Source organism: Streptomyces sp. NPDC001339, assembly GCF_042895955.1.
In the GTDB taxonomy this organism is placed as follows: Bacteria; Actinomycetota; Actinomycetes; order Streptomycetales; family Streptomycetaceae; genus Streptomyces.
Genome location: NZ_JBIAWT010000006.1, coordinates 150,710 through 175,661, shown reverse-complemented (window position 1 = coordinate 175,661; position 24,952 = coordinate 150,710). Strand labels below are relative to the sequence as shown.

At 71.8% G+C, this 24,952-nt stretch carries 24 protein-coding genes; 14 read left to right on the top strand and 10 right to left on the bottom strand.

The genetic code is table 11. The features are described from left to right. The first annotated feature begins 151 nt into the window (after window positions 1-151). Both ACFY12_RS19010 and ACFY12_RS19005 read left to right on the top strand, forming a co-directional pair. The gene (locus ACFY12_RS19010; protein WP_390716961.1) at window positions 152-1,366 is read left to right on the top strand and encodes an aminotransferase class I/II-fold pyridoxal phosphate-dependent enzyme; all 1,215 of its coding nucleotides are present in this window, start codon (window positions 152-154) and stop codon (window positions 1,364-1,366) included. Window positions 1,367-1,741: 375 nt separating this feature from the next. Next, window positions 1,742-1,996, top strand: a complete 255-nt coding sequence (locus tag ACFY12_RS19005; protein WP_390716960.1) for a hypothetical protein — start codon at window positions 1,742-1,744, stop codon at window positions 1,994-1,996. Window positions 1,997-2,067: 71 nt separating this feature from the next. Here ACFY12_RS19005 and ACFY12_RS19000 read toward each other — a convergent pair whose 3' ends face one another. Then, window positions 2,068-2,406 carry a hypothetical protein gene (locus ACFY12_RS19000; RefSeq protein ID WP_390716959.1) on the bottom strand — a complete coding sequence of 113 codons (339 nt, stop codon included), beginning with the start codon at window positions 2,404-2,406 and terminating at the stop codon, window positions 2,068-2,070. 330 nt (window positions 2,407-2,736) lie between these two features. Between ACFY12_RS19000 and ACFY12_RS18995 the strand changes: the two genes are divergently transcribed. The 3 genes from ACFY12_RS18995 to ACFY12_RS18985 all read left to right on the top strand — a co-directional run bounded on the left by ACFY12_RS18995 (window position 2,737) and on the right by ACFY12_RS18985 (window position 5,817). Further along, the gene (locus ACFY12_RS18995) at window positions 2,737-3,558 is read left to right on the top strand and encodes an HNH endonuclease family protein (protein ID WP_390716958.1); all 822 of its coding nucleotides are present in this window, start codon (window positions 2,737-2,739) and stop codon (window positions 3,556-3,558) included. Between the two features lie 251 nt (window positions 3,559-3,809). Continuing rightward, window positions 3,810-5,186 carry an MFS transporter gene (locus tag ACFY12_RS18990; RefSeq protein WP_390717316.1) on the top strand — a complete coding sequence of 459 codons (1,377 nt, stop codon included), beginning with the start codon at window positions 3,810-3,812 and terminating at the stop codon, window positions 5,184-5,186. Between the two features lie 190 nt (window positions 5,187-5,376). Beyond that, window positions 5,377-5,817 carry a MarR family winged helix-turn-helix transcriptional regulator gene (locus ACFY12_RS18985; protein ID WP_390716957.1) on the top strand — a complete coding sequence of 147 codons (441 nt, stop codon included), beginning with the start codon at window positions 5,377-5,379 and terminating at the stop codon, window positions 5,815-5,817. 428 nt (window positions 5,818-6,245) lie between these two features. On the opposite strand, the gene ACFY12_RS18980 is transcribed toward ACFY12_RS18985, so the two are convergent. After that, window positions 6,246-7,262, bottom strand: coding sequence for a DUF5954 family protein (locus tag ACFY12_RS18980; protein WP_390716956.1), 1,017 nt, complete (start codon window positions 7,260-7,262; stop codon window positions 6,246-6,248). Window positions 7,263-7,333: 71 nt separating this feature from the next. Further along, the gene (locus ACFY12_RS18975) at window positions 7,334-7,636 is read right to left on the bottom strand and encodes an SHOCT domain-containing protein (RefSeq protein WP_390716955.1); all 303 of its coding nucleotides are present in this window, start codon (window positions 7,634-7,636) and stop codon (window positions 7,334-7,336) included. Between the two features lie 384 nt (window positions 7,637-8,020). Between ACFY12_RS18975 and ACFY12_RS18970 the strand changes: the two genes are divergently transcribed. From ACFY12_RS18970 to ACFY12_RS18960, 3 genes are all read left to right on the top strand, one after another. Continuing rightward, window positions 8,021-8,989 (top strand): universal stress protein, encoded by a 969-nt coding sequence (locus ACFY12_RS18970; protein ID WP_390716954.1) that lies wholly within the window; start codon window positions 8,021-8,023, stop codon window positions 8,987-8,989. Window positions 8,990-9,068: 79 nt separating this feature from the next. Continuing rightward, on the top strand, window positions 9,069-9,779 hold the full coding sequence (locus ACFY12_RS18965) for a CBS domain-containing protein (RefSeq protein WP_390716953.1): 711 nt from the start codon (window positions 9,069-9,071) through the stop codon (window positions 9,777-9,779). A gap of 249 nt (window positions 9,780-10,028) precedes the next feature. Further along, window positions 10,029-11,612 carry a GAF domain-containing protein gene (locus tag ACFY12_RS18960; RefSeq protein ID WP_390716952.1) on the top strand — a complete coding sequence of 528 codons (1,584 nt, stop codon included), beginning with the start codon at window positions 10,029-10,031 and terminating at the stop codon, window positions 11,610-11,612. A 48-nt stretch (window positions 11,613-11,660) separates the two neighbouring features. On the opposite strand, the gene ACFY12_RS18955 is transcribed toward ACFY12_RS18960, so the two are convergent. Then, on the bottom strand, window positions 11,661-12,386 hold the full coding sequence (locus tag ACFY12_RS18955) for a response regulator (RefSeq protein WP_390716951.1): 726 nt from the start codon (window positions 12,384-12,386) through the stop codon (window positions 11,661-11,663). A 129-nt stretch (window positions 12,387-12,515) separates the two neighbouring features. Then, entirely contained in the window at window positions 12,516-13,073 is a 558-nt protein-coding gene (locus ACFY12_RS18950) for a hypothetical protein (protein ID WP_390717315.1), read from the bottom strand. A 367-nt stretch (window positions 13,074-13,440) separates the two neighbouring features. On the opposite strand from ACFY12_RS18950, the gene ACFY12_RS18945 reads away from it, so the two are divergent. Together ACFY12_RS18945 and ACFY12_RS18940 are read left to right on the top strand one after the other, a co-directional pair. Further along, window positions 13,441-13,845: a pyridoxamine 5'-phosphate oxidase family protein gene (locus tag ACFY12_RS18945; protein ID WP_390716950.1), complete on the top strand. Its 405-nt coding sequence runs from the start codon at window positions 13,441-13,443 to the stop codon at window positions 13,843-13,845. A gap of 179 nt (window positions 13,846-14,024) precedes the next feature. Then, entirely contained in the window at window positions 14,025-16,244 is a 2,220-nt protein-coding gene (locus ACFY12_RS18940) for an NADP-dependent isocitrate dehydrogenase (protein ID WP_390716949.1), read from the top strand. A gap of 178 nt (window positions 16,245-16,422) precedes the next feature. On the opposite strand, the gene ACFY12_RS18935 is transcribed toward ACFY12_RS18940, so the two are convergent. The 4 genes from ACFY12_RS18935 to ACFY12_RS18920 all read right to left on the bottom strand — a co-directional run bounded on the left by ACFY12_RS18935 (window position 16,423) and on the right by ACFY12_RS18920 (window position 19,498). Further along, window positions 16,423-17,118, bottom strand: coding sequence for an HAD family hydrolase (locus ACFY12_RS18935; RefSeq protein ID WP_390716948.1), 696 nt, complete (start codon window positions 17,116-17,118; stop codon window positions 16,423-16,425). A gap of 171 nt (window positions 17,119-17,289) precedes the next feature. After that, window positions 17,290-18,228, bottom strand: coding sequence for a M56 family metallopeptidase (locus ACFY12_RS18930; protein ID WP_390716947.1), 939 nt, complete (start codon window positions 18,226-18,228; stop codon window positions 17,290-17,292). A 100-nt stretch (window positions 18,229-18,328) separates the two neighbouring features. After that, window positions 18,329-18,946, bottom strand: coding sequence for a DUF5134 domain-containing protein (locus ACFY12_RS18925; protein ID WP_390716946.1), 618 nt, complete (start codon window positions 18,944-18,946; stop codon window positions 18,329-18,331). A 165-nt stretch (window positions 18,947-19,111) separates the two neighbouring features. Then, window positions 19,112-19,498 (bottom strand): VOC family protein, encoded by a 387-nt coding sequence (locus ACFY12_RS18920; RefSeq protein WP_390716945.1) that lies wholly within the window; start codon window positions 19,496-19,498, stop codon window positions 19,112-19,114. 204 nt (window positions 19,499-19,702) lie between these two features. Here ACFY12_RS18920 and ACFY12_RS18915 point away from each other — a divergent pair, with 204 nt between their 5' ends. Beyond that, window positions 19,703-20,236, top strand: a complete 534-nt coding sequence (locus ACFY12_RS18915; RefSeq protein WP_390716944.1) for a GNAT family N-acetyltransferase — start codon at window positions 19,703-19,705, stop codon at window positions 20,234-20,236. 101 nt (window positions 20,237-20,337) lie between these two features. Here ACFY12_RS18915 and ACFY12_RS18910 read toward each other — a convergent pair whose 3' ends face one another. Next, window positions 20,338-21,021 carry a glycerophosphodiester phosphodiesterase gene (locus ACFY12_RS18910; RefSeq protein ID WP_390716943.1) on the bottom strand — a complete coding sequence of 228 codons (684 nt, stop codon included), beginning with the start codon at window positions 21,019-21,021 and terminating at the stop codon, window positions 20,338-20,340. Window positions 21,022-21,446: 425 nt separating this feature from the next. Between ACFY12_RS18910 and ACFY12_RS18905 the strand changes: the two genes are divergently transcribed. From ACFY12_RS18905 to ACFY12_RS18895, 3 genes are read left to right on the top strand one after another with little or no spacing between them, the layout of a single operon-like run. Continuing rightward, window positions 21,447-22,844 carry a DUF6421 family protein gene (locus tag ACFY12_RS18905; protein ID WP_390716942.1) on the top strand — a complete coding sequence of 466 codons (1,398 nt, stop codon included), beginning with the start codon at window positions 21,447-21,449 and terminating at the stop codon, window positions 22,842-22,844. A 56-nt stretch (window positions 22,845-22,900) separates the two neighbouring features. Next, complete coding sequence (locus tag ACFY12_RS18900; RefSeq protein ID WP_390717314.1) at window positions 22,901-23,662, top strand: SDR family NAD(P)-dependent oxidoreductase; 762 nt, start codon at window positions 22,901-22,903, stop codon at window positions 23,660-23,662. Beyond that, complete coding sequence (locus tag ACFY12_RS18895; RefSeq protein WP_390716941.1) at window positions 23,641-24,732, top strand: threonine aldolase family protein; 1,092 nt, start codon at window positions 23,641-23,643, stop codon at window positions 24,730-24,732. The genes ACFY12_RS18900 and ACFY12_RS18895 overlap by 22 nt, the downstream gene beginning before the upstream one ends. Window positions 24,733-24,952: the final 220 nt, after the last annotated feature.

Here is a 24,952-nt window from a genome sequence, read left to right as displayed (position 1 = left end):
TGACGTGTCGCCCCAGGCGTCGGCCCGTGGTCTGCCAAGGTGGTCGGGGCCGCCCCTCATGTGAGGGGCCCACATATGAGGGGCCCACGATCGACCCCCCGTCGTATCGCCCCCCGTCGTATCGATCCCCCGTCGTGGAGTGGAGGTACCGATGCAGCCGACCGCCCCGGATCCGCAACCGGATCCGCCGGTGGGCCTGCCGGTTCTCCCGGACCTCGCCGCGCACCTCTCCGCGGCCGCCGGCCGTACCGAGGCCGAGCCTCCGGGCGGCGCCGTACCGCTGCGCACCGCCGCGTGCGGTTACTGGGAACGCCGCGGTCTGGAGACCGCTCCCGAGGACGTCCTGGCCGCGCCCGGGTTGACCCCCCTGCTGCTCGCGCTGTACGCCGCCGCGGACGGCGCGGTGGTGCTGCCGCGGCCCTGCTCCGCGTCGTACGCCCCACCGGCCCGGCTGCTCGGGCGGCCGGTGCACCTCGCCCCCGTACCGGCGGAATCGGGCGGGATGCCGGACCCGTTCGCGCTGCTGGAGACCGTCCGCCGGGCCCGGATGCACGGCGACTCCCCGCAGTTGCTGGTGCTGTCCGTCGCCGACGACCCGACCGGCACCTGCCCGGCACCCGAACAGCTTCACGAGGTGTGCGAGGCGGCGGCCGAGGAAGGGCTGTGGGTGCTCAGTGACGAGACCCGTCGCGATCTGCTGCACGATCCGCATGACACCGTGGTGCTCAGCCCCGCCGAGATGCTGCCCGACGAGGTCGTGGTACTGACCGATCTGCGGGCCACGCTCACCCCCGCCGCCTGGCCCGCCGCGCTCGCCCGCTTCCCCGGTACCCGCGGGGGCACGGTCCTGCGGGCCGCCGCGCTGGAGGCGCTGACCGCACTCGGCACCCCGCTCCCCGGACCGATCGCCTGCGCCGCCGCCCACGCGCTCGGTGAACCCGACTCCGTACGCGCCAGAACCGCCGCCATCGCCCGGGTCTACGGTGCGCTCGCCGCGGCGCTCCACCACACCGTCACCGAGGCCGGCGCGCTCTGCCGCCCGCCGCACTCCGGAAGCCACCTCTACGCCGATCTCGAACCCCTGCGCCGGCCACTCGCCGCCCATGGCATCGTCGAATCCACCGCGCTGGAACGGAGACTGGCGCCCTGGGCGGCACGCGGCGGACACCGCTTCGGCGACGACCCGCGCGCGCTGCGGGTACGGCTCGACGCGGGGGCGCTGCTGGGCGCCGACCCGGAGCTGCGGCAGCGCGTCCTGGACGCCCCGGACCCGCTCGAACTCCCGCATATCACCGAGGCGTTGACCGCTCTGTCGCGCGCCCTGTCCCAGCTCACGGCATCGGCGTCGGCACCCGGGGACGGCTGAGCCGCCGCTCCCGCGACGTTCCCGCTCTCCGTCGAGCCGCCCCTGGAGTCGCTGCGCCGCCCCTGGAGTCGCCGAGCCGCCCCTGGAACCGCTGCGCCGTGTCCGCGCCGCCCGCGCGAGGACCTCTGGGATCTGCCGGTGGGGGGCGCGGACGCTGGATGACGGCACATATGCCAGATATGGCAAGGGATTTCACGTACACGGGACATGACGCGACATGGGGTGAGATACCACGTACGGGTGACATGACGTTAGTCCGTGCGGCGGGCCGGAAAGCCTCTTGCCGGATCCGAGAAACCAGGGCGCCCTGAACAACAGATCACGTGGCCGTGAGCGCATGCCGCCACCGGCCGCGTACCGAAGAAAGGGCCTGTCTTGTCGCGCACTCTCCGTACCTTCGCCGCCACTGCCCTGCTGACCCTGGCGACCCTCCTGTTCGCCGCCCCGGCCCAAGCCTCGACAGCCTCGACAGCCCCGGCACCGACGGTCCAAGCGGTGGCGGTGGCGGCGTCGACGGTGGACGCCGACGCCTGCGATCCTGCCCTGAGCACCGCGGTCGGTGTCGGCTTGGAACTGGGCCTCGGTCTTGACCTCACGCAGGCCGTCGCTTTGGAACTCGGCATCGGCTAACTCCCCGCGCACCGGCCGGGCCCGCACAAGGGCCCGGCCGTCGCATGTCGTCAGGGAGCCGATCAGGCCGATCAGTCGGGGTGCCGGCAGGTGGCGCAGGTGCAGTTCTGGCAGGTGCAGCGCACGCACGCGTCGCCGCTGCAGGAGTCGCAGGCGCACTCGGCGTGATTGCAGGTCGGGCACGCGCAGTCGGTGCAGGTGCACACGGCGCATGAGTCGCTGCAGTGCGCACACTGACAGACGTCGCACTCGTCGTAGTGCGTACCGTCGGCGGTCCGGTGCTCGCGGTGCACATGCCCGGCGTGCAGGTAGTCGACGTGATCGTGGTGGACGACCGCGTCGTGTCCGCAGTCGGGCCCATGGGTGTGCTGGTGCGATTCCGCGGGCCGGTGCTGGAGCTCGGTGGTCATGGGATTCCGTCTCCGTCCTCCCCCGCTCCCTCTCTCCTCCCACCGTCGGCCGAGCGCGCGGTGATCGCATCCCCGGGCGGGGGAGCGCCAGGTCAGCGCACCGTCAGCGGCACGTCGGCGACGGGTCCACCCGCGCCATCGCGCGAACCTCACGTGAGTGATCATCTACTGGTGCGCCGGGCTGCTCCCTGCCCGGCCGCCCGACCGCTCACCGCTGAAACGAGGCCCTTGCTGTGAAACGCCCTTGGCATCGCCGCACCACCCACCCCCTCCTGGCCACTCGCGCGGTCCTCGCGCATCTCTCGCCGCGAATAGCGGAGGTGACGGGCCATGCGCGCTGAACGGCACGTGAGTGTGCACACGCGTGACAGCATCGCGGTGCGCGTGCGCGTGCGCCTGCGCGTGCGCAGGGCAGGCGTCGGGATCGTGGCCGGTGCCCTCTCGGCGGCGGTTCTCGCCGGTTGCGGCGGGGGGCCGGCGAGTGACGGCAAGAAACCCGGCCCACCGGCGACCGGGAGCCACGGCGTCAGCCCCCTGCGAAACCCGGACGGCACGAACCCGGGGCTCGCGCCCATCACCTCTTCGTCGGACAAGGCGGAGGCGCGGCGGCTCATCGAGAAGGTGCGGACGGCGGGCCGGGGCTCGAAAGCCGGATACACCCGCGACAAGTTCGGCTATGCGTGGATGGACACGGCCGACGGGGTGCCGCTGGCGCGGAACCGCTGCGACACGAGGAACGATCTCCTGGCCCGGGACGGACGCGAGGTTCGGTACCGGCCCGGCTCCGACTGCGTCGTCGAGTCCATGACCTTGGCCGATCCGTACACCGGCAAGACCATCGAGTGGCGGAAGCAGAAAGCCGCCGCGGTGCAGATCGACCATGTCGTACCGCTCTCCTACGGCTGGCAGATGGGCGCGGCCCGCTGGAAGGAGAGCAAACGCAAGCAGATCGCGAACGATCCGCTGAACCTGCTGCCTTCGGACGGTCCGGCCAATGCTTCGAAGGGTGACGCGGGCCCGAGCTCCTGGCTGCCGCCGTACGAACGGAACCGCTGTGCGTACTCGGTCCGGTTCGCCCAGGTCGCCGTCAAGTACGACCTTCCGGTGACGGCGGGGGACAAGCAGACGATGCTGGAGCAGTGCACGCGCTGACGGAGGTGAGCCGCCAGCGAGGGGCTGACGGGGACGGGCTGACGGGGACGGGCCGACGGGGACGGGCTGACGGAGGCGGCGCGGGACGGGACCGGTGGACCGCGAAAATTTCGGTGACCGATATAATTGGGCGGGTGACCGTCCGCTTCCCCCGAACGCGGCTGCGGAGCCTCCGGCATCCGGCGGCCCTGCTGACGGAGCGTCGTCGGCCCGAGCGCATACGCACCCGGCCGGGCGCCTGGCGGCTGGCAGTGGCGACGGTGTGCTTCGGAGCCTTCATGGGTCAACTGGACGCCAGCATCGTCACCTTGATCTACGGAAGCCTGCGCACGGAGTTCGGCGCGTCCCTGGCCGGCGTCGAGTGGGTGTCGCTCGCCTACCTGCTCACGCTCGTCGCCCTGCTGATCCCCGTGGGGCGGCTGTCGGACGCGTACGGCCGCAAGCTGTTCTACCTCTACGGGTTCCTGGTCTTCACGGCGGCGTCGGCGGCCTGCGGAGTAGCCGGTTCGCTCGGCATGCTCGTCGTCTTCCGCGTCGTCCAGGCCGCGGGTGCGGCGATGATGCAGGCCAACAGTGTGGCCCTGGTGACCACCAGCGCACCCCGGGAGAAGATGCGCACCGCGCTGGGGGTGCAGGCCGCCGCGCAGGCGCTGGGTCTGGCGCTCGGGCCGACGGTGGGCGGTGCGCTGGTCTCCGCACTCGGCTGGCGCTGGGTGTTCGGCGTCAATGTGCCCATTGGACTGGTGGCCCTGATCGCGGGTCAGTATCTGCTGCCCCGGACCCGGACCCGTAACCCGGCTCGTCGTTTCGACTGGCCCGGCCTGGCCCTGCTCGCCATGGCGACCACCTGCGGGCTGCTGGGGGTTTCGGCGGCCTCCGGGCTTCCGGTGCCGGGATGGGGCATCGCCATACTGTTCGTGCTCGCCGTGGGCGCGGGCGGAGCGTTCACCGTCCGGCAGCACCGGACGCCCGCACCGCTTCTCGACCTGGCGCTGCTGCGGGTACGGGCGGTCTCCTCCGGGCTGGTGGGGGCGCTGTGCGGCTATCTGGTGCTGTTCGGTCCGCTCGTCCTGGTGCCGCTCGTGCTGACCGGCACGGGCTCCTCCGAACTGGCCGCCGGGCTGGTGCTCACGGCGCTGCCCGCCGGCTTCGCCCTGGGCGCCACCGCCGCCGACAAGCTGCTTCCCGCCGCTCTCACCGAACGGGGCCGCTGCCTCTTGGGCGCCGGGGTGTGCGTCGGCGCGCTGGCGGCGCTGGCCGTCCTTCCCCTGACCACCGCATGGCTGCCGCCGGTACTGGTACTGCTCGGGCTGGGCCTGAGCACCTTCACCCCCGCCAACAACACCCTCATCATGCGGGCCATCCCGGCCGGCTCGTCCGGCACCGGGGGCGGACTGGTCAATATGGCTCGCGGTCTGGGAACCGCGCTCGGCGTCGCGCTGGTCACCCTCGTACTGCATCTCGCCGCCCGAAGCACCGGTCTCGACGGTCCCCGGTGGGCGATCCTGGTGCTGCTCGCCGTCTCCGTCGCCGCCGTCATCGCCTCCGGACTGAGCCCGCGCGGTCCGCTGCCACCCGGATCGCGGCCGCACCAGCGGGCCGGGCGGGACCTCCGGCACGGGGCGTAGGGCGCAATGCTTGAGGGGCTGAGGGGCTGAGGGGCTGAGGGGTTGAAGGGCTGAGGGTTGAGGACCTGACGACCTGACGACCGGCCTGAGGAGCAGCCCCGGGCCGTTGGGCCGAACGCGTGGGTACAGTTCCCTCATGCCCGCGCAGCCCCGATCCCGACTCCGACGTCCGGTCCCGCAGGCGGGGAACGTGCCCGATGCGCGTCTGCTCACCGAAGCCGTGACGCGTCTGCGACGTGCGCTGCGCGCCTCGATCCGGACCGATTACCCGTGGGAGACGCTGCCCATGGCCCAGGTGGAACTCCTCCAGGTGCTCGCGGAGCATTCCCCCGCGCGGATCGGGGACCTCGCCACCCGGCAGCGGCTGGCCGCCAGCACCGTCAGCGGACTCGTCGGGCAGATGATCAATGCCGGACTGGTCGCCCGTGCCGTCGACTCCGCCGATCGCCGGGCCTCCGTCGTCACGCTGACCGAGGCGGGCAAGGAGCAACTCGCCGCCTGGAACCGGGCCCACGAGAACCGTCTGGACGCCGCGTGGGAGGCGCTGGACGACACCGACCGGGCCGCCGTCCGCGCGGCGCTGCCCGCGTTGTTCCGCCTGGCCGAGCACCTCGAGGATCCCGGCACCTGAGGCTGCCTGGGGCTGCCTGAAGACGCCTGAAGACAAGAGGCGTGCAGGCTTGATCGTCCCCGCTGCTGTCCGAACGGTCCGAACTCCCATCGTCGGTCAGGGCGTTGGGGACCCGGCCGTGCAGGCGGTGCGGCGTGGCGCGCGTACTGCTCCAGTCCCCGGGGACGCGCTTGCCTGGGCGCGACCCCGGGGCCACCGGAGATACTTCATTGGTAGCACCGGGGGAGGGGCGCCGCCCGTTCTCCGGGGCCACACGTGGTACGGCAGTGCCGTTCGGCGGTCTTCACGCGTGACGGGACCGGTCCCTGGCAGTGCGAGGTACGGCGGTTCAACCGCGTCGGCCCGTCAGGCCATCAGCAGGGCCAGACCCTCAGCAGGGTCAGGCATCAGCAGCGTCAGGCCAACAACCTGGTCGGGTGGCCGGCCGGTCAGTCGTCGTAGTGGATGACGCCGGTTTCGTCCATCGTCGGGTGCAGCCGCATCGGGCCGTGGTCGTCCAGGTCCGAGGGGCGCGGCGACTCCGGGCCGTCGGGGCCGGACCTGACCATCCGCTCGACGCGGCAGATCCGGAACAGCCGGCCGTCCACCCGCACCTCGTTCGCGCGGCCGGCCGCCCGGAACTCCGCGGCAGCCTCCGCGTACTGGGCTTTCTCGCGGTCGCTGAACTCGTAGAGCAGGGGCCAGAATTCCTTCATCCCGTCGTGCAGCATCCGTCGTGCGTCGTGCGGGGTCGGCCTCGGCACGCCATGGGGCCGCCATCCCCGGTCGTCGCGTTCCACCACACCGAACCCCACGGGAAGCAGGACGACGTCCGGATGGGAGGTGCGCGCCCGCTCGGAGTCCTCGCGTACGCCGGCGGGAAACCGCACCCCGGAGTAGGCGAACCCCCGCAGTGCCAGCCTCATGGCGCCTGCCATCAGACCGCCCTCCCGGCCCGGTGCGAGGACGAAGTCCAGGTCCGGCGAAGGCACTTGACGCCGGTCGTCCCAGGAGCCGTCGGCGGGATCCGGGTCGGTGGGCCGGGGCGGTTCGAGACCGCTCTCGCCGCAGCGTGCGAACTCGTCGCCGCGCACCACCCGGTAGCGCACGCCGAGTACGGTCAGCTCGTCGACCCGCTCGCGTTCGAGCACCGCCACCGCGGCCAGCAGTTCGCGTCGGGCGCCGGGGTCGTCGGTGTCGTCCTTGGCCTTGAACCACAGCAGCGAATTCAGCCCGTCCCGGGCCTCCTGAGGCGTGCCGCTCGTCACGGGAGCGATCAGCCGCCACTCCTCCGACGCCGGGGATTCCTGCACGGCGAGGCCGAAGACCGGGCCGCGGAGTATGAGATGCGGATATCGGTAGGACGCCTCCACGGCATCGGCCTCGGCCACCCACTCCGTCGGGTCGTCGCGGCGCACCAGGCCCTCGTGGAGCCGGTCGATCTGTCGCTTCCAGTCATCGGCCATGCGCACATTGTTGTGGCTGCGCGGCCGGAACCTCGCCCGAATACGTGAAGTCAGTGCGTCACTAGCTCACCTCACGTACCGGGCGGTGACCCACGGAGAGTGGCCAGGCGTCGGTGGTACTCCTCCTCGTCGATCTCACCGCGGGCGAACCGCTCGGCGAGGATCTGCTCGGCGTTCGCCCGGCCCGGGCCCGGGGCGCCGGGCGGGGCGGGGCGCTCCCAGAAGGCGGCTGAGCCGCCGCGGCTGAACGCGCGGAAGAACAGGAGCACGACCAGGACGATCAGCGCCAGGAACAGCAGCATGCTGATCGACATGGCGAACCAGCCCCACCCGCCGTGGTCATAGCCGCCCCAATGGCCGTCCCAGAGCATCATCGGGTTTCACCCCCAAGGGCGGAGTCGCGGACCTGTCGCCCGCAGGGCACCTCAGGAGCGAGGCCCCTACCTGCATGGTCCCTCCGGCTGAGTCGCTTCGCGAGGGAGCACGGCGAGGGAGCCGGACGAAGGGACAGGGCGAGACGAAGGGGCAGGGTGAGACGAAGGTACGGGGCGAGGGGAACAGGGCGAGGGAGGGCGAGGGGAACAGGGCGAGGGAACAGAGCGAAGGGGCCTTATAAGGGGGCTTATGAAGAGGCCTTGTGCGGGGGCGGGCCGGACCGCCGTGGCGCGGCTGTGCGATGTGGGTCACGATGGGTGAAGTGGCGGTGCCGGACACAGCCGGAGCCGAAGGACCGCCATGGTGCAATCCGAAGGACAGCCATGGAGCCAGGAGTCATCACCGTAGGGCTCGACGGCGCGCCGGAGAGCCTGGCCGCCGCGCTGTGGGCCGCTGACGAGGCGGACCGGCGGCACGCGACGCTGCGCCTGCTGCACGCCTGGATACTGCTGGCCGCCGAGGCGCCCGACACACCCCCTGAGCGGGACCAGAACGCCGGTGCGCGGCGGATCGTGCGCGAGGCCCAGGAAGCGGTGCGGGCACGCCACCCGCATCTGCCGGTCATCGAGGACCTGGTCGGCGACGAGGCCCGGTCGGCACTGCTGCGCGCGGCGGACGAGTCGCTGATGCTGGTGCTCGGCTCACGGGCGCTCGGGATGTGGCAGAGCTACGCGTTCGGCGATACCAGCCTGGACGTCGTGGGCCGTGCCGAGGGGCCGGTCGTCCTCGTCCGGGAAGGCGGCGAAGCCGGGGGAGCACAACAGGGAGCACAACAGGGGCAGGAAGCCGCGGGAGCACAACCGGGCCGGGAGACCGAGGGGGCACGACCGGGGCAGGAGGCCGCGGGCGGTCGGGAGCCGGAGGCCGAGCCGGGGGTCGTCGTCGGGGTGAGCCTGAACGGCCCCTGTGAACGCCTGCTGGCGTTCGCCTTCGACGCCGCGCGGAGCCGCGGCTGTCCGCTGCGTGCCGTGCACGGCCGCGCGCTGCCGGTGTCCGCCTACGCCCCGTGGGGGCCCGACCCCGATGTCACGGCGGATATCGTCAAGGCGGCGGATGCCGAGCTGCGGGGCGCCATCGAGCCGTGGCGGGAGCGGTTCCCCGATGTTCCGGTGCGGCTGACCGTGCTGCCGGAAAGCCCGACGCGGGCGATCATCCAGACGGCCGTCGGAGCCGAACTCCTGGCGGTCGGCCGCAGACGGCAGCGGCCCCTGCTCGCCCCGCGCGTCGGCCCGGTCGCGCACGCCGCCATCCACCATGTGACCTGCCCAGTGGCCGTGGTCCCGCACGACTGATCACTACCACGACTGATACTGATCACGACTGATACTGGTCAGAGACGAGTCACCACTGGTCAGAGATGAGGCACCGTAGATGAGGCACCGCAGCGTCGCCGATCTGATGACACCCAACGCCGTCGTCGTCCAACGGGGCACCACGTTCCGGGAGATCGCGCGCCTGCTGGAGGAGTACGACATCACCGCCGTCCCGGTGATCGACGAGGACGAGCGGCCGGTGGGAGTCGTCTCCGAAGCGGATCTGCTGCGCAGGCATATCGACAAGATCGGTCCCGCCACCGCCGAAGCGCTCATGACCAGTCCGGCCGTGGTGGCGCGCCCCGAGTGGAGCGTGGTGCGGGCGGCCAGGACCATGGACGAGAAGAAGGTCAAGCGCCTGCCCGTGGTGGACGGTTCCGGCCGGCTGATCGGTGTGATCAGCCGCAGTGACCTCATCCAGCTGTTCCTGCGGCGTGACCGGGCGATCCAGGAGGAGATTCTGGAAGACGTACTGACCCGGACGCTGGGTGTGCCGCCGTCCGCCGTCACCGTCGAGGTCACGGACGGCACGGTGACGCTCAGCGGCGCCATCCGGCGCAGAAGCCTCATCCCCGTCGCCGTGCGACTGTGCGAGAGCGTCGACGGCGTGGTCGAGGTCGTCGACCGGCTCACGTTCGAAGAGGACGATACGGCCACGGACGACGACCCGGCCACGAAAGGCAACCCGGCCACGGAGCACGTCCCGGCCACACAGCCGCGGCGGCCGGCGGCCGAGTCGGCCCGGAGCACCCCGGACCTGTTCCCGTGAGGAGGCCACCGGCGGGCGGGTCCCGCAGGTGCCGTACGCTGATGAGCTGTCCACGGACCGGTCCAGGAGCAGACAGCAGCGATGACCGAAGCAGTACCCCCTCCGGCATTACCCTCACCCCCACCCTCGTCCTCACCTCCACCCTCACCTTCTTCGTCATCCCCGCCCTCTTCGTCACCCTCACTCCCGTCCCCGCCGTGGCCGCGGCTCGACGTACCGGACCGGATCCACAGCCTGCTCACCGCCGTGATGGACCTGGGGCGCGGCCTCGAACTGCCGCAGGTACTGCAAGGCATTGTGGAAGCCGCCGTCACCCTCACCGACGCCGAGTACGGGGCCCTGGGAGTGGTCGGCGACGGGCAGCGGCTGTCCCAGTTCCTGCCGGTGGGCATGGCCGATGACCTCGTGTCGCGGATCGGCCAGTCGCCCTGCGGTCACGGCATTCTCGGGGAGCTCATCCGCAACCCCGAGCCGCTGCGGCTGACGGATCTCACCCGGCATCCCAGCAGTTACGGATTCCCCGAGCACCACCCCCCGATGCGCACCTTCCTCGGCGTGCCCGTCCGCGTCCGCGACGAGGTCTTCGGCAACCTCTACCTCACCGAGAAGCGCGGCGGAGGCTTCGACGCGGATGACGAGAAGGTGCTGACCACCCTGTCCATCGCGGCCGGGGTCGCCATCGACAACGCCCGTATGTACCACGAGAGTCGCCGCCGGGAGCGCTGGCTCGAAGCGCTCGGTGAGATCACCCGCAGTCTGCTCGCCGGCACCGAGGTGAGCCGGGCGCTCCAGCTGATCGCCCGGCGGGCGATGGAGGTCGCCGACGCGGATCTGGCCGCCGTGCTGCTGCCGGCGGGGGCGGGCGACCGGCTCGTCGTGGAGGTGGCGCACGGCCGTCACGCCACACGCCTCCAGGGGCTGTCCGCTCCGGTGCACGGGTCGCTGGCCGGCCGCGCCGCCCGTACCCAGGAGCCCGTGGTCACCGCGGACATCGGCAAGGAGTCACGGGCGTACCGCTTCGACGGCGAGGAGGCGTACGGACCCACCGTGGCGGTGCCGCTGCCCATCGACACCGCGGCCTGCGGTGCGCTGCGGCTGAGCCGCCGGGCCGGCCGGCCGACCTTCGACGACACCGAGGTGACGCTGATCTCCGGCTTCGCCGACCAGGCGGCGATCGCCCTCGAACTCGGCCGGCGCCGCGCCGAGTCGGAGGAGCTGGCCGTCCTGCACGACCGCGACCGCATCGCGCGCGATCTGCACGATCTGGCGATCCAGCGGCTGTTCGCGACCGGGATGACGCTGCAGAGCGCGACCCGCCTGATCGACCGGCCCGACGCCGTCGAACGGGTCTCCCGGGCGGTGGACGACCTGGACTCCACCATCAAGATCATCCGGTCGACCATCTTCGAGTTGCGTTCGGCCGGCGACCCGCGCGGCGGTCCGGGCCTGCGCCGCCGGATGGCCGAGACCGCCCGGCTGGCCGCCCAGCCGCTCGGATTCACCCCGTCGCTGCGTATCGAAGGGCCGGTGGACTCCAGCGTTCCGGACGAACTGGCCGATCATGTCCTGGCGGTGGCCGCCGAGGCTCTGAGCAATATCGCCCGGCACGCCTCGGCCCGCCGGGCGGACATCGTCCTCGTCGCCGCGGACACCGGTGAGGGCCTCGCGCTCACCGTGACGGACGACGGGGTGGGGATCGGCGCGGCCGAGCACACCGGGGGACTGGCCAATATGCGGTCCCGGGCCGAGCAGTACGGCGGCACGCTGACCGTCGAGTCCGCACCGGACGGCGGTACCCGCATCGTGTGGCGCGCGCCGCTGCCTGCCGACTGAGAACCCGTCGGCCGGGGGTCCGCGACTCAGGGCCCGGGACCGAAGGCCCTACCGGGCGCCGTGTCCGTGCGGCTCGCGCAGACGCTCCGCCAGCATCGCCGCCTGGATACGCCGTCCCACGCCGAGCTTGGACAGGATGGACGACACCCGGTTCTTGACCGTCTTCTCCGCCAGGAACAGCCGCTGGGCGATCTGCCGGTTCGTCAGCCCCTCCCCGATCAGGTCCAGGATCTCCAGCTCACGCGGGGACAGCCGCTCCAGTTCGGACGAACCGGACGGCTCGGGCGCCGGCTGCGGATTGCGCAGCCGCGCCATCACCCGCGCCGCCGTACGGGGGTCGAGCATGGACCGGCCGGCCGCCACGGTACGTACCGCGGCCACCAGGTCGGAGCCGCCGATCTGCTTGAGCACATAGCCCGCGGCCCCGGCCATGATGGCGTCGAACAGCGCCTCGTCGTCGTCGAAGGACGTGAGCATGAGGCAGGCCAGTTCGGGCATCCGGGCGCGCAGCTCCCGGCACACCTCGACCCCTCCGTGATCGCTGCCGTCGCTAGCGCCCTCGCCGAGCCGTACGTCCAGCACGGCCACGTGCGGGCGTGCCGCGGGCACCCGGGCCAGTGCCTCCCGCGCGGTCGCCGCCTCGCCGGTCACGGCGATGTCCGGCTCGGCTTCCAGCAGATCGCGTACGCCCCGGCGCACCACCTCGTGGTCGTCGAGGATGAAGACCCGCACGGGGGCGGCGGGGGCGGCTGGGACCGCCTGTGTGTACTGCATAGATATGTCGCTTCCCACAGGAGAAAAGCCTACGAGCCGGTGGACCGGGCGGCCTACGAGCCGGGGGACTGGACGGCCTACGAGCGGGGTGGACCGGGACGGCCTAGGAGCGGGGTGGACCGGGACGGCCTAGGAGCCGAGGCGACCCGGACGGCAGGCCGGTGCGGCCGTGCGCGTGGCCCCGGCCGGCCACACCACGTCCACCGGGATGCCGCGGCCACGGGCGAAGGCCACCAAGTGCGCCGTGGCATCGTCTCCGTTGGAGGGGGAGCCGTCCCAGACCGCCAGCAGTCGGCCGCAGGTGGCGATCATCCGCTCGTCGGCGCCGACACAGGCGTCACGGTCGGCCGGGTCGTACGTCAGCAGGCGCATATGCTCGGCCAGCGCCAGCAACTCCCCGGCCGCCGTGCGGTCCCGGTACGGCAGCGCCGCGGGTACCACCCCCTGGGCGGGGAGCAGAACGACCAGCCTGTGGCCCGCCTCGCGCAGTGCGCGCCCGAACACCACCGGCAGTCCGGCGCCGGCCCGTACCAGTCCGTACGCGCCGTCGCCCAGCCGCGCCAACCGGGCCGGCAGTTCGGCCTGCACCAGCTTCCATGTGTCGGGCGTCAGGTCCGTGTGACCCACCGCCCCCACCGGCCCCACCGGCGCGATCACCGTTCCGCCCGTTTCCGCGGCATCCGCCACCTCCCGCTCCTCCTCGGCCACTTGCTCACCCACGTCCTCGCTCACGCCGCCCTCGCTCACGCCGCCCTCGTCCACGCCCTCGCCCTCGCTCACGAACGGTCCGCCGCGACAGGGTTTGTGCCCGGCGCCGGATCCGGAGGTCGGTATCCGGAGATCGGTATCCGGAGGTCGGTGAACGACCCGGAGGCCAGTGAACACAGTTCCGCCGTCCGGCAACAGGGGCCGAACGGCCCCTGGCGACACGCCACCGGGTGCCCTCTACTGAGGCGGTCAGACCTCCACCGGCCCCGCGTGCCCGCGCACCCGCGCGACGCGGACCGGCGGCGCCGTCCGAAGGGGTCCAAAGGGATCCGAAGGGACACGAACCATGCCCATGCCTCTCCCTCTGGACGGCACCGAGGCGCTGCGGCTACTGGCCGGCGTCCCCATGGGCCGGGTCGTCTTCACCCGCCATGCGCTGCCCGCGATCCGTCCGGTCAACCACATCGTGGACGACGGTGACATCGTCATCCGCACCCACGCCGACGCGGCGCTGGCCGCGCACACCCGGCAGGCCGATCCGGGTGCCGTCGTCGCCTACGAGGCCGACGCCATCGATCCGGTCACCCACCTCGGCTGGAGCGTGGTCGTCACCGGCTACGCCTCCCTGATCACCGAGCCCCACGCGCTGGCCCGATACGAGCGGCTGCTCCGGCCGTGGGTGGACCACGCCATGGACCGCGCGGTGCGCATCCGCCCCGGCCTGATTACCGGTTTCCGGCTCACCGGCTGAGCTGCTTCCGGCTCGCAGGCCGACCGGTTCCTGGCTCACCGGCTGACCGGTTCCCGGCTCATCGGTTGACCGGCCGCCCGTGGTCCCGAGGATCCGAGGCGCGGGGTCCTGTCGAGAGGGGGGCGCTCACGAGATATCTTGATGTCGAGCAATGTTGCAGACGTGGAGCGGAGCACCCGGTGACTGACTCGACCATCATCTACACGCACACTGACGAGGCACCCGCCCTCGCGACGTATTCCTTCCTGCCGGTGATCCAGGCGTACGCGTCGCGGGCCGGCGTCGGCGTCGAGACCCGTGACATCTCCCTGGCCGGGCGCATCATCGCCGGTTTCCCCGAGCGTCTGTCGGCGGAGCAGCGGATCGACGACGCGCTCGCCGAGCTCGGCCGGCTCGCCAAGACCCCCGAGGCCAACATCATCAAGCTGCCGAACATCTCGGCCTCCATCCCGCAGCTGAAGGCCGCGATCGCCGAGCTGCAGAAGCAGGGCTACGCGCTGCCGGACTACCCGGACGACCCGAAGACCGACGAGGAGCGCGACATCCGCGCCCGCTACGACAAGGTCAAGGGCAGTGCCGTCAACCCGGTCCTGCGTGAGGGCAACTCCGACCGCCGCGCCCCCGCGTCGGTCAAGAACTACGCCAAGAACCACCCGCACCGCATGGGCGAGTGGACCGCCGGATCCAAGACCAACGTCGCCACCATGGGCAACGACGACTTCCGCACCACCGAGAAGTCCGCGGTCATCCCCGCCGACGGCACGCTGCGCATCGAGCTCTCCGGTGACGACGGCTCCACCACCGTCCTGCGCGAGTCGGTCCCGGTCCTCGCGGACGAGGTCGTCGACGCCTCCGTCATGCGCGTCGCCGCGCTGCGCGAGTTCCTCACCGCGCAGGTCGCCCGGGCCAAGGCCGAGGGCGTGCTGTTCTCCGTCCACCTCAAGGCCACGATGATGAAGGTCTCGGACCCGATCATCTTCGGCCACGTGGTCCGGGCGTTCTTCCCCAAGACCTTCGCCAAGTACGGCGAGGTGCTCGCCGCCGCCGGCCTGACCCCGAACGACGGTCTCGGCGGCATCTACAAGGGCCTGGAGTCGCTGCCCGAGGGCGCCGAGATCAAGGCCTCCTTCGACGCCGAGCTGGCCGAGGGCCCCGAGCTGGCCATGGTCGACTCCGACCGCGGCATCACCAACCTGCACGTCCCCAGCGACGTCATCGTCGACGCCTCCATGCCGGCCATGATCCGCACCTCCGGCCACATGTGGGGCCCGGACGGCCAGGAGCACGACACCCTCGCGGTCCTCCCGGACAGCAGCTACGCCGGCGTCTACCAGGTCGTCCTCGACGACTGCCGCGCGCACGGCGCCTTCGACCCGTCGACCATGGGCTCGGTGTCCAACGTCGGCCTGATGGCGCAGAAGGCCGAGGAGTACGGCAGCCACGACAAGACCTTCGAGATCCCCACCACGGGCACCGTGCGGGTCCTCGACGCGGCCGGCGACGTCGTCCTGGAGCAGGTCGTCAGCGCCGGCGACATCTTCCGGATGTGCCAGGCCAAGGACGCCCCGATCCGCGACTGGGTCAAGCTCGCCGTCACCCGCGCCCGCGCCACCGGCACCCCCGCGGTGTTCTGGCTGGACGAGGACCGCGCGCACGACGCCCAGCTGATCAAGAAGGTCCGGGCCTACCTCGCCGAGCACGACACCGAGGGCCTGCAGATCGAGATCATGGCCCCGGTCCACGCGACCAAGTTCTCCCTCGACCGCATCCGCCGCGGCGAGGACACGATCTCGGTCACCGGCAACGTCCTGCGCGACTACCTGACCGACCTGTTCCCGATCCTGGAGCTCGGCACCAGCGCCAAGATGCTCTCGGTCGTCCCGCTGATGGCGGGCGGCGGCCTCTTCGAGACCGGCGCGGGCGGCTCGGCGCCCAAGCACGTCCAGCAGCTGGTCAAGGAGGACTACCTGCGCTGGGACAGCCTGGGCGAGTTCTTCGCGCTGGCGGCCAGCTTCGAGCACCTCGCGCAGAAGACCGGCAACGCCGGCGCCCAGGTACTCGCGGACACCCTCGACCGCGCGACCGGCACCTTCCTCAACGAGAACAAGTCGCCCAGCCGCCGGCTCGGTGGCATCGACAACCGCGGCAGCCACTTCTACCTGGCCCTGTACTGGGCCCAGGAGCTGGCGAAGCAGACCGAGGACGCCAAGCTCGCGCAGGCCTTCGCGGGCCTCGCCAAGACGCTCGCCGAGCAGGAGCAGACCATCGTCGACGAGCTGATCGCGGTGCAGGGCTCACCTGTCGACCTCGGCGGCTACTACCAGCCCGACCCGGCGAAGGCCGCGGCGGTCATGCGCCCGTCGAAGACCTTCAACCAGGCCATCGACGCCCTCGCCTGACGCCCGATCAGGTAACGGCCCTACTGCCCTGCCGTCAGGGGCGCCAGGGCCGCCAGGGCCGCCACTGACGGTCACCCCGCCCCGGCCGGCATCCGCCCGGCCGGGGCGGTCCGCTGTGCGCCGCTGTGCGCCGCTGTGCTCCGCTGCGGAGACCCGTCGGAGCCGCCGCGGAGATGCGTCAGAAGTGCCTCAGTACGGGGCGCAGCCCGTCCGGGCGGCGGTCCGCCGGCAGCGCGTCCACCGGCAGGAAGGCGCAGCCCAGCGCGGTGGCCCCGCCGTCCGCGACGTGGTCGTCACCCACCATCAGGACGGCGGACGGGGCGAGCTCCAACTCCCGGCAGGCGAGGGCGAACAGCCGCGGGTCCGGCTTCTGGAGCCCGTGCTCGTACGACAGCAGACAGGCGTCCAGGTACCGCTCCAGGCCATGAGCGCGCAGCACCGGCCGCAGATCCCAGCCGATGTTGCTCAGAACGCCGATCCGGACGCCGCGCCGGTGCAGCTCCGCCAGTACCTCGGCGGCGTCGGGGTAGGGGTGCCAGGCGTCCGGCGTCATGTGGCGGTCGTAGAGGGCGTCGTACAGCTCCGGCCGGGGGAGCGGGACGCGCCGGGCGAGGCCGGTGTACACCGCGCGGTGGTGGTGCGCATCGAGGTCGCGGCTCTCCCACTGCCGGGCCAGCCCGGCGGGGAGTTCGGCGGGCGGGGAGCCACCCGGCTGGGCGCCGGCCCGCTCCAGCTCGGCGGCCCGGCGGGGGATCTCGGCGTCTTCCATGGCCGTGCCGGTCGCGGTCAGCGCCGCGCGCAGCCAGGACTCGGCGGGCTCGATGCGCAGCAGGGTCCCGGAGAAGTCGAAGAGCACGCCCTGGATCGTCGTCATGAGAGCCATCCTGCCGGTGCGCGACGAGCCGGACCAGGGGCAGAGTCAGAGCCGGGGTCAGAGTCAGGGGCAGGGCCGGGACCGGATCAGGGGCAGGGGCAGATTCAGGGCCGTCCTCCGTCGGCAGGGCGCCGGCCCTTGCGCTCCTCCCGTGCGTTCCTCCACGCGGCCCTACGCCGTGAGCGCGCTCAGCCCGGGCATGAACGTCACCAGCAGTGGTACCACCGGCACCAGCGCCGCCACCGCCGTCATCCGCAGCCGCCGGCCGGGGGTGAAGCGGCGCGCGGGAGCCAGCAGCCGGTTCACCCGCGCCGGGACCTGGGCGTGCTGCGCCGGGCAGGGGCCGAACACCCCGCGATCCTCGTTGAGTTCGACGAGTGCCAGGGCGATGGTCAGTCGGCCGAAGCGGCGCGAGGCCACATCGTCCGCGGCCAGTTCGACCAGCCGGTGCACCTGGTCGCGGAACGCGGCGAAGACTGGGATCTGCGGGTGGCCGGCGGCGAGCGCCGAGGCACAGTACAGCAGGACGTCGTGCCGGGCCCGGGCATGGCCCTGCTCATGGGCGATCAGCGCGTCCAGCTGACGCCCCTTCAGGCGGCGCAACGCCGAGGTGGTGATGACCAGTTGGGGCGAGGCCTGCTGGAGCCACCAGGCCTCCGGGCGGTCGTCCTCCAGGACCACCAGCCGCTCCCCGGAGGGCTCCTCGCCCGGCAACAAGGGGGCGCGCCGCAGGAGATCGGTCCGGCGCTGCCGTCGGCGGGCCCGCGCCGCCCGCACCTCACGGGTGAGCGCCACCGCCGTCCATGCCCCGCCACCCGCCAGGACGAGGGCCAGCACCCCGGCCCACGGCCCGTACCCCTGGAGGGCATACGCCTCGACGACGGCCCGGGGCGCGAACCCGAACACCGGGCTGCGGACGGACTCCCAGGCGGCGGCCGCGCTCAGCGACATCGCGAGCACACAGCACAACAGGACACCGGCGACCACGCACTGCCACACCCACAGGGCGAGCACCGGTTCGCGGTCGGGCCAGTCGGACCGGGCCATCAGCCGCGGCGCCATCGTCGCGGCCAGCACGCCGAGAACCATCAGCGCGATCGGGACCATCATGCCGTCACCCTATGAGCGCCCCGGTGCCCATCGGTACGGCCGGGCAACGGAAGTGACGCATGCCACGCCCGCGGGGGGGGGATGGGCGACGCCGCGGCGGTCACATGGCGATCAGCATCGCCAGCATGCCGATGCCCATCGCTATCCGACCGGCCCGCGCCACCCCGGGTGGCGCCGCGTCCGTCGCCCCCGTGTCAGCCGTCCCCCTCTCCGCCGTCCCCGTGGTCACCGGTACCAGCCGAACCCCCGCCGCGATCACATACACGGTGAAGTAGGCGAGCGACACACCGGTCAGCAACGGCACCGCCGACGACGCGGTGTGTCCCGCATATCCCGCATGTCCCGCGCCGCCCAACGCCCCGGCATGCTCCAGCCCGCCCCCACCTCCGTGCCCGGAACCTCCGTGCCCGGACCCCGTCATCACCAGCGCCATGTACACCATCGCGCACGCCTCGACCACGTGATGCGGATGGCGTCGCGCCAGCGCCCACACGCCCGCCGCCCCGAAGGCCACGGCGAACAGCCACGGCGACCACGCCGACCGCACCACCACGGACACCGGCAGCGCCATCGCCGCCATCCCCAGTGCCATCAGCCCTTCCAGGCGCGTCTCCGCCCGCTGCGCGGCGGGCCCGGCGCGGGACCGCGAGAGGAAGTACGCGGCGGGCCCGCCGCACACCAGCACCAGCAGCCAGCCGACCAACGGCGGTCCGTGCACGAAGCACCTCCCCGGGGACTCCGACTCCCGCTGCCCGTACGCATCGGCTGCTGGATGCCCGGCCGACGCGCCGTACACGGCAGCGCACAGGGGCGCCTGGGGGCGCTTCGCGGGTCCCACGGCAGCGCACAGGCGCACAGGGGGCGCGGCACGGCCGACGTCAGGTCAGGGCCGGTAGCGCAGCGGGTGGTCCGCGGGGATTTCCACGAGGACGACTCTGTGGCCGTCCGGGTCGGCGATCCACATCTCGATGAGACCCCAGGGCTCCCGTACGGGCGGTCGCAGCACCTCCACTCCGCGCGCCAGCAGCTCCTCGTGCGCGGCTGCCACGTCCGCCACCTGGAGCCACAGCCGCAGGGTGTCCGCGGGCGGCTCCGCGGCACGGCCGGAGACCTCGAGAAAGCCGCCGCCGAGGAAGTACACCGTGCCGCGCTCGGACCCGGTACCGAACTCCCGGTAGATCTCCAGTCCCAGCGCCTCGCCGTAGAACGTCCGGGACCGCTCGGGGTCGGACGGCCGCAACAGCATCCGGCTGCTCAGTACATGCACCATGCCAGGACCCTACGCCGCCGGCCCGCCGAAGCCCCGGAGAACGGCGGTGACGAACGGTCCTGACCGCGGCCTCGATGAGTGCCCATGAGTGCCCATGGCCTCGATGCGTCGCACGCGCCACTTGTTAGCCTCGTATCAACCGTCCCACCCGTGTCAGCTGCCTCAGCCGTCCGGCCCGTCCCGCCCGAGAGGACTCCAGCCACCATGCCCACCAGTGAGCTGACTTTCCGTACCGCCCTCGACGCCGATATACCCGGGCTCGTCGAGCTCATCGAATCGGCGTACCGCGGGGACGCGAGCCGGGCCGGCTGGACGACCGAGGCGGACCTGCTGGAGGGGCAGCGCACCGACTCCGAAGGTGTTGCCGCCGTGGTGCGCGATGAGGCCGGCCGGCTGCTGGTCGCCGAGCGGGACGGCGAGCTGATCGCCTGCTGCCAGCTCGAACACCGGGGGGACCACGCGTACTTCGGGATGTTCGCGGTGCGCCCGGCGCTCCAGGGCGGCGGCCTCGGCAAGCTCATCATCGCCGAGGCCGAACGCACTGTCCGGGAGATCTGGGACGCCCGCGAGATGCGGATGACCGTCATCAAGCAGCGCGAGGAGCTGATCGCCTGGTACGAGCGCCGTGGCTACCGGCGCACCGGTCAGCTCAGCCCGTTCCCGTACGGCGACGAGCGGTTCGGTGTTCCGCGGCGCGCCGACCTGGAGTTCGAGCTACTGGTCAAACCGCTGGGCTGACTCTCACGCGGCCCTGCCCGGGGTGAGGCGTATGCGGCCTGCCCGGGCCGAGTCGTATGTCGTACAGGGCGTTGCACGGTGCCACGCGGCGCTCCGTGGCGCTACGCCGTGAAACGCACCGCGCGCCGGATCTCCGGCTGGTCGGTCACCACACCGTCGAGCCCCAGCCCGCGCGCCAGCCGGAGCTGATCGTGGGTGTTGACGGTCCAGCCCAGCACTTTCAGCTGTGCGGCGTGGGCCTGCTCGACCAGTTCCAGGGTGAGCCGGCGGATGTCCAGCGACAGCGTCGTGGCGCCGACGGCCTGGGCGCGGTCGACGACATCGGCGCCGTACCACTCGCCGACCAGCGCGGTGCGTACGCCGGGCAGCAGGGCGCGGACCGTGTCCAGCGCCTCGTCGTGGAAGGAGATCACCTCGACCCGGTCGGCCAGATCGCGTTCCCGCAGCACCTCGGCCAGGGTCCGCGCGGCCGCCACGTCCTTGATCTCCGCCTGCAGCGGCGTCCGGACCGCCGTCAGGACCTCCTCGAAGACCGGGATCCGTTCGCCCTGCCCGGCGTCGAGCTCCCGCAGCTCGGCGAGGGTGCGTTCGGCGACCGGGCCGGTGCCGTCGGTGGTCCGGTCCACCTCCGCGTCGTGCATCACCACCAGCGTGCCGTCCTTGCTCAGATGCAGGTCCAGCTCGATGACGTCGAGGCCTTCGCGCTCGGCGCGTACGAAGGAACGCAGGGTGTTCTCCGGCTCGACGCCCATGATCCCGCGGTGTCCGATGGTGAGAAAGGGCAAGGCTGCCTCGCTTCTGTCGGCTCGGTACGTGCTCGGCTCGGTACGTGCTGTCGGGTCCACGACGGTAACCGGCCCGGGTGGCGACGAGCCGGTTTGCCGACGGCATCGCGGTGTGTCCAGTACGGCTACCCGCCAGATCCCGTTCCGTACCCCGTCACCTGTGTGTGGCGCGGGACCCGGCCGTTGTGCGGCGGGACCCGGCCGTGCTGCCGTCCGCGGGGCATATGCCGCCGCCGGACGGGCAGGAGGAAGGGCGGGATCCTCTGCCCTGACGGGCAGGAAGTGTGGCAGTTCTCGCCATCCGCAGGAAAAATAGGCGTGAAGGTGGGGTCCTAAAGAAATATTTTTCGTCTGCCCCACTTGAGTGGGCGCTCTTGAGCTGGTTACCGTGTGCTCACCACACGATCTACCGCCGGAGGGCAGTCATGACGGAAATTCTTTCGCCCGTGGGTGTCCGGAAGGGCACTTCGACCGCAGAGAGTGTGGTCGACCACCCCGCATGGCCGGCTCTGAAGGACGCGGTCGAGACCATCCGCCCCTGGCAGTCCAAGGACGGCTCGATCGATCTCGGAGCGGACGGCGCCCCCGCCGCCGAGGCGGTCCGCGCCCAGGTCGAGCGGATGACCCGCGCCGTCGAGCAGCTCGCCCCGCTGCTCCCGCACAACGCCGCGTACCACCAGGCGCTCGTCACCGACCTGCGCCGATGGGCCGACGACGGTTTCGGCGTGCCGGACTTCCTGGACTCGCTGCTCGCCTTCCAGCCCGCCCAGCGGCGCGCCGACGGCCTCCAGCACCTCGTGCTGTTCCCCATGTACACCCAGAACGGCAACCCGGACCGCAACTTCGAAGCCGTCGTCCTGCGGATGGTCTGGCCGGACTGGCTCGCCGAGCTGGAGCGCAGCCGCTACGACAACCCCCTCTTCTGCGGCATCACCTTCGAGGACTTCACCGCCGGCTACGACACCAACTCCGCGGTGCTCTTCCCGGAGACCATCGCGGTGCGCAAGGCCCCCGAGCGGTTCAGCTGGGGCGGCATCTTCTGCGACCGCGAGGCCGCCCGGTTCCGCCGGGTCAGCACGGCCGCCGTCGGCACGCTGGGCCTGGAAGTGCCGGACGACATCCGCGAGATGCTCGACGACCAGAAGCGCTGCGAGGAGGCGTTCGTCCTGTGGGACATGGTGCACGACCGCACCCACAGCCACGGTGACCTGCCCTTCGACCCGTTCATGATCAAACAGCGCCAGCCGTTCTGGATGTACGGCCTGGAGGAGCTGCGCTGCGACCTCACCGCCTTCAAGGAGGCCGTGAAGCTGGAGGCCGAGGGTGTGTCCCAGGCGCGCGATGTGCAGTTCGCGGTGATCTTCGACCGGCTGTTCCGCTTCCCCGTCACCGGTGACCGGGTCCGCAACTACGACGGCCTGGGCGGCCAGCTGCTCTTCGCGTACCTGCACCAGCACGACGTCGTACGCTGGACGGACAACACACTCCACATCGACTGGGAGCGGGCGCCCAAGGTCACCAACGAGCTGTGCGGCGAGATCGAGAAGCTCTACCGCGACGGTATCGACCGGCCCAAGCTGGTCCACTGGTTCGCCGCCTACGACCTGGTCTCGGCCTACCTCGCCCCGCACCCGGGTTCGGTCTGGGCCAAGGGCCCCGACGCCCTCGACCTGGACCAGCCGCCGCGCAAACTCGTGGACGACGTGCTCCCCGACGAATTCCCGCTGAGCATGTTCTACGAGGCGCTCGCCAAAAAGCTGCGCGCTGTGATCGCATCGACCAAGGGCATCACGGCCCACAGCGACGCACTGGCGGCGGCATGAGGACCGACCGGAACGGCAACCGGCCGCAGGCCGTCCAGGACGAGGAGGCGACGGAGATGGTTACTTCGACGGGCGGCCAGGGGCCGCTGGAGGGCGCGGTCATCGCGGTGGCGGGCGCGGCCGGGCCGGCCGGCCGGGCCACCCTGCTGCGGCTGGCCGAAGCGGGCGCGGTGGTCGTCGGCTCGGACTCCCATCCCGAGCGGCTCGCGGAGGCCGTGGACGCGGCCCGTTACGCGCACGGCGGCGCCACGGTGATAGGAGAAACCGTCGACCTCCTCGACCTGGACCAGACCCGCGAGTGGGCAGCCCGTACGGAGAAGGAATTCGGCCGGATCGACGGCCTGGTGCACCTGGTCGGCGGCTGGCGCGGCTCGTCGACCTTCGCGGAGACCGACCTGGCGGACTGGGACCTCCTGCACAAGCTGCTGATCCGTACCGTCCAGCACACCTCCCTCGCCTTCCAGGACGCCCTGGAGCGCAGCGGAAACGGCCGCTTCGTCCTCATCAGCGCGGCGGGTGCCTCCAAGCCCACCGGCGGTAACGCCGCCTACGCGGCCTCCAAGGCTGCCGCCGAGGCCTGGACGCTCGCCTTGGCGGACGGTTTCCGCAAGTCGGGGGGCGAGCAGGGTCCGCGTGCCGCGGCTGCCATCCTGATCGTCAAGGCGCTCGTCAACGACCAGATGCGCGCCGAGCGACCGAACGCAAAGTTCGCGGGCTTCACGGACGTCACGGAGCTGGCCGAGGCCATCGCCGGGGTCTGGAGCCGGCCCGCGCAGGAAGTGAATGGACAGCGTCTGTGGCTGACCCCCAAGCCGTGACCGGAGCGAAGACCGACGCCCGGCGGCATCACGATCCCGAGATACGCGGCTTCGCGAGCGACAACTACGCGGGCGCCCACCCGGAGGTGCTCGCCGCGATAGCCCTCGCCAACGGAGGGCACCAGATCGCCTACGGCGGGGACGACTACACCGAACACCTCCAGCGGGTCTTCCGCAGCCACTTCGGGCAGCGCGCCCAGGCGTTCCCGGTGTTCAACGGCACCGGCGCCAACGTCGTCGCCCTCCAGGCCGTGACCGATCGCTGGGGCGCGGTGATCACCGCCCGCACCGCGCACATCAACGTCGACGAGTGTGGTGCGCCCGAGCGGGTCGGCGGGCTGAAGCTGCTGACCGTACCGACCGAGGACGGCAAGCTCACCCCCGAGCTGATCGACCGCGAGGCCTGGGGCTGGGACGACGAGCACCGCGCCATGCCGCAGGTCGTCTCGATCACCCAGAGCACGGAGCTGGGCACGGTCTACACCCCCGACGAGATCCGGGCCATCTGCGACCACGCGCACGAGCACGGCATGGTCGTGCACCTGGACGGCTCGCGGATCGCCAACGCCGCGGCGTCGCTCGACGTCCCGATGCGGGCCTTCACCAACGCGGTGGGAGTCGACATCCTCTCCTACGGCGGCACGAAGAACGGCGCGCTCTTCGGCGAGGCCGTGGTGGTCCTCAACCCCGACCGGGTACGGGCGATGAAGCACCTGCGCAAGCTGTCCATGCAGCTGGCCTCGAAGATGCGCTTCGTCTCCGTCCAGTTGGAGGCCCTGCTCGCCAAGGACCTCTGGCTGCGCAACGCCCGCCACGCCAACACCATGGCGCAGCGGCTGGCGGCCGGCGTACGGGAGATCGGCGGGGTGGAGATCCTCTACCCCGTGCAGTCGAACGCCGTCTTCGCGCGCCTGCCGCACGACGTCAGCGAACGACTGCAGAAGCGTTACCGCTTCTACTTCTGGGACGAGCAGGCCGGCGACGTGCGCTGGATGTGCTCCTTCGACACCACCGAGGCCGACGTGGACGGCTTCCTCGCCGCACTCCGCGAGGAGCTGCGGTCGGCCTAATCCCCACGTTGTCGTCTGCGGCGCCGTACCTTCCGTTTCGCCGTTGCGCCCGTCCGCTGCGCTTGGCTTGCTTCCCACGTTGTCGGCTTTCCCGCCGTACCTTCCGTTTCGCCGTTGCGCCTGCGGCGGGCGTGGTTTGGTCGGGCGCGGGTCCGCTCCTCCGGACTTCGTCCTGCGGAGCGGCCCCTCCCGGGAGTGGGAGGGAAAACGGTGAGTGGGG